The organism is Microcystis sp. M090S1 (assembly GCF_020246295.1).
Lineage (GTDB): Bacteria > Cyanobacteriota > Cyanobacteriia > Cyanobacteriales > Microcystaceae > Microcystis > Microcystis aeruginosa.
The window spans coordinates 1-3,785 of sequence record NZ_JADBTF010000032.1 but is presented as its reverse complement, the minus strand read 5'-3'; the positions used below and the strand labels follow the sequence as shown (position 1 = coordinate 3,785).

Genomic DNA, 3,785 nt, shown 5'->3' with positions numbered 1-3,785 from the left:
GAAAGTCTGTGGACTCTGTGTAAGACAGTACATGGTTTTTTAACTGTGGTATGCGACGGTGGTGGAAGCAGAAACTTAAATCGTGAGGTTTAGGAATCGCCGCACTTTTAGGGCGGCGAGGATGTCAAAATATTTACCATAACCCAAAGCTGGCGATCCTTCCAGCTTCTTGGCTATGGCCCGGGGTCTCGGTAGCGCCAAAGGCAATCCTGTACCAAGAATCTCCGCTATGAATATTAACATCGAGGCTTCTGTACCCCGTCGTTAATTTTTAGCTAAACCTGCCAGGGAGAGTCCCTAATTGGCAGAATGACCTGCGAACCATAATCAGGTTATCCTGTGAATTGGTGGCTCTCCCTATGGGGTTGCTCCTGAGATAATCCCCCCACCGAGGACGATTTCCCCTTCATAAATCACGGCTGCTTGGCCTGGGGTGATACTAAATTGTGGTTCATCGAAAACCAGCTTCACTTGATTATTTTCTAGGGGAATAACATTGACGGGAACAGCCGGAGAACGATAACGGACCTGTACTTGAGCGCGGATAGGGGTGGTAGGTTCAGCAATAGAAACCCAGTTCATCCGTCCGACAAGACAAGCGGCACTAACGGCACTTTCGCGATTACCGACGATAACCCGATTCATGACGGGATCAAGTTTTACCACATAGAGAGGTTCGGCGGCGGCGATGCCGATGCCTTTGCGTTGTCCGATCGTATAATGATGGATACCGCTATGTTTACCCAAAACTTTGCCATCGAGATCGACGATATCGCCCTCACTAACGGCGATATACTTATCCAAGAACGATCGCATCGTTCCGTGAGCTTCAATCAAGCACAAATCCTGACTATCGGGTTTATCTGCTGTTTTTAAGCCGAATTCCTGGGCAATTCTGCGGGTTTCTGCCTTGGTTTGTTCTCCCAAGGGAAATAAAGTCCCACGCAGTACATCTTGAGTTAGATCATAGAGAAAATAGGATTGATCTTTATTTTTATCGACGGCGCGCAGCAGTTGATAACGGTTATTTTCGGGAGAAAAACGAATTCTAGCGTAGTGACCGGTGGCAATAGTATCCGTTTGCAAGGTTTCCCTAGCATAATGCAGCATCGGGCTAAATTTTACCGCTTTATTGCACTGAGAACAGGGGAGCGGTGTGATTCCCGCTTCGTAACCGGAAACCAGATAATCAATAATTTCTTTTTGGAAAAGCTCGCGACTATCGACGATATGATGGGGAACACCCAGCTGCTCACAAATAAAGGCCGCATCTACCATCCCCTCGGAGCAGCATTGACCTTTACCCTTCATTAACCACAGGGTCAAGCCAATAACATCATAACCTTGAGCGTGTAAGGCGGCAGCGGCGACAGAGCTATCTACTCCCCCCGATAGACCGACAACAACTTTTCCCATAAATCTTGTAATGATTTTTAACCAATATACTTTCTAGACTAGCATCTCCTACTTTAAAATTTGGACATGGTGTACCCAAATTTCGTGTGAGGACAAACCAGCATGATGAGAACAAACCTACTGTTTTTCTCGGGCCTATTTTGGTTAAAAGTCGGGATAATCGCTCAAGGAACGCTGCTGCTAAAAGCAAACTTATCTTTTGCCCAGAATCTTTATCCCGGTCGTCGTTTGCCCCCACCGCCGGCGGTGAGACAACCAACTAAACGTTCAGACAGTCCCAGTGCTGTTAATTGTTCCCAATGTTCACCCTTAAATTTACCCCTCGTTAATTCTCCATCAGTTCGCCCCCCGGTGGCTGCCCCAGTTTCCGGTAATCAACCCCTGAGAGAATACGTTTTTCAAGCTCCCGCTACCGTGCGTCCCGCCGATGCTGCGGTGATTAATAATCATCCTCGTCCAACTGTCAATCCACCGGCACCCAGACCTGAAAATCGCGCCAATAAACCCCCTTCTCCCCCACCACAGCAGCGGGTTATTGCTACTAATCAACTCTTTCGCGTTGAAGTTAGGAGTAATAGTGCAGCAGCGTTGGCAAAAATTCAAGAAATTGAACCCCTCGCATTTATCCGCGCGGGAGAAAATGTTATTCAAGCGGGGTTATTTCAGCAACAATACCAAGCTAAACAACGGTTACAAGAGTTAACTAGACAGGGTTTTAGCGCCGAGATTATTACCCTCAATAATTAGGGTTTGCGGCAAAAAGTCTGTTGGTGGGGTTAGGAGTCAGCAGTCAGTAGCCGGTCGTCAGGAGTCAGGAGAATTAAGTAAGAATGAACGATAGCTTCATGCCTATTTTTCTCATTTTTGAACTCTCAAAAGTTAATTATGCAATAATTCTCTAGGATTTCAGCTAATCTCGATCGAATCTCTTGCCTCTTGCCTATCCTCACCAAGAAGTTAATTTGTCCCTATTACTTAGCACACAGAGTTAATTTTGTCAAGCAAAATTCTGACCGCATCGATCATCACATCCGGTTGATCCATCCAGACAAAATGACTACTTTTATCCGCTTGTATTTCCAGAAAATCTCCGGATAACTTGCCTAATTCTAGGTGCATCTCCTCCCGGAGTTGGTTGGCACTTTTGAGGGGAATAAAGCGAGTCCAAAGAGAAGGTTTAAAAAAAGAATTAGCTTTAATACTAACTATCGGTAAATTACCGAAATTGTTAGCCTCACTCACCTGACGAGCGCTTTGGTCGAGATTAAACATTTCTCTACTCATCGTCATCCAGTGTTTAGCGCGACAGAAAGATCGCTTAACTCGATGACGAGAATCCGGGGAAAAGCGACGTAGTTCTGGTTTTAATAATTCAAAAACTCCCAGAACTCTCAGAATTCGGATAATGCCTAAAATTGAGCCAATAATCGACATCAAAAATCCAGAGATGAAAAATAATTTTAATGCCTTTAATGCTGGCGACATTTTCAGCATTCCCTGCTCGTGTAACCCATCGGTGAGTACCAAACCTACTACTTTTTCTGGGAACAGATGAGCATACAGTCGAACATTATAACTGCCAAAAGAATCACCAACTAAAATATAAGGTGGTTCTATTTTTGCTTGGGTTAGTAATTTATCTAATTCCTGAACAATTTGGTAGCTAGTTCGCGGATGGGGACTAGAATCGCTCCAACCATAACCGGCTCGATCATAAATACAAACCCTAGCTAATTTTGACAATTCTTCTATCAAAAAATATCCCTCAATTCCTCCTAAACTATGGTCAATAATAATAGTGGGACTAGCCTCTCCCGCTAGACAAAAATGTAAGCGATATTGACCCACATTAATCAAATGACCCGGCGGTGCTTTTTGTTCTTCTAACCAAACAGATAACGTCTGATAAACTGTCGTCGCTACTAGGATAATTACTCGAATTGATAAAGACATAACTACACCTCTTGTAACAATCAAAAATCTTCCTTTAGGTGAGGATTCAGGAGCCGGTCGTCAGGAGAATTAAGAATGAGCATTAATCAATTAAATGCTCTATTTAGGAATTTTATGCAATTTTATGTCTATTTTTCTCATTTTTGCACTCTCAAAAATTAATTATGCAAGAACTCTAATCATCATTGACATCCTCACCGCCGTAAACGGACGGTGATTCCCAAACCTCACGATTTAGGTTTCTGCTTCTTTCCCGAAGGATTTTTCGCACCTGCATTAACAGATTTACTCTGTTCTGGTCTTATGGTCGCTCTACAGACTGACACCGCAAGCCCTGCGGCCAAAATATTTTTACTGGCGTTAATATCTCGGTCATGGTGTGTCCCACAGTCTGGACAGTCCCATTCTCGAACATT

4 protein-coding genes and 1 pseudogene are annotated in these 3,785 nt (G+C 44.0%); 2 read left to right on the top strand and 3 right to left on the bottom strand.

Annotation, left to right across the window (positions count from 1 at the left end):
- Positions 1 to 142: 142 nt before the first annotated feature.
- Positions 143 to 268, top strand: a pseudogene (locus IM477_RS01350) (phycobilisome rod-core linker polypeptide); the annotation flags it as partial.
- A gap of 89 nt (positions 269 to 357) precedes the next feature.
- Here IM477_RS01350 and mnmA read toward each other — a convergent pair.
- Positions 358 to 1,416, bottom strand: coding sequence for a tRNA 2-thiouridine(34) synthase MnmA (gene mnmA / locus IM477_RS01345; protein WP_008201212.1), 1,059 nt, complete (start codon positions 1,414 to 1,416; stop codon positions 358 to 360).
- Between the two features lie 102 nt (positions 1,417 to 1,518).
- On the opposite strand from mnmA, the gene IM477_RS01340 reads away from it, so the two are divergent.
- Positions 1,519 to 2,163 (top strand): hypothetical protein, encoded by a 645-nt coding sequence (locus tag IM477_RS01340; protein WP_287730212.1) that lies wholly within the window; start codon positions 1,519 to 1,521, stop codon positions 2,161 to 2,163.
- A gap of 228 nt (positions 2,164 to 2,391) precedes the next feature.
- Here the strand turns inward: IM477_RS01340 and IM477_RS01335 are convergent, their stop codons facing one another.
- Positions 2,392 to 3,369 carry an alpha/beta fold hydrolase gene (locus tag IM477_RS01335; RefSeq protein WP_287730210.1) on the bottom strand — a complete coding sequence of 326 codons (978 nt, stop codon included), beginning with the start codon at positions 3,367 to 3,369 and terminating at the stop codon, positions 2,392 to 2,394.
- A 227-nt stretch (positions 3,370 to 3,596) separates the two neighbouring features.
- A partial coding sequence (locus IM477_RS01330; RefSeq protein ID WP_287730208.1) for a zinc ribbon domain-containing protein occupies positions 3,597 to 3,785 on the bottom strand: 189 nt, incomplete at its 5' end.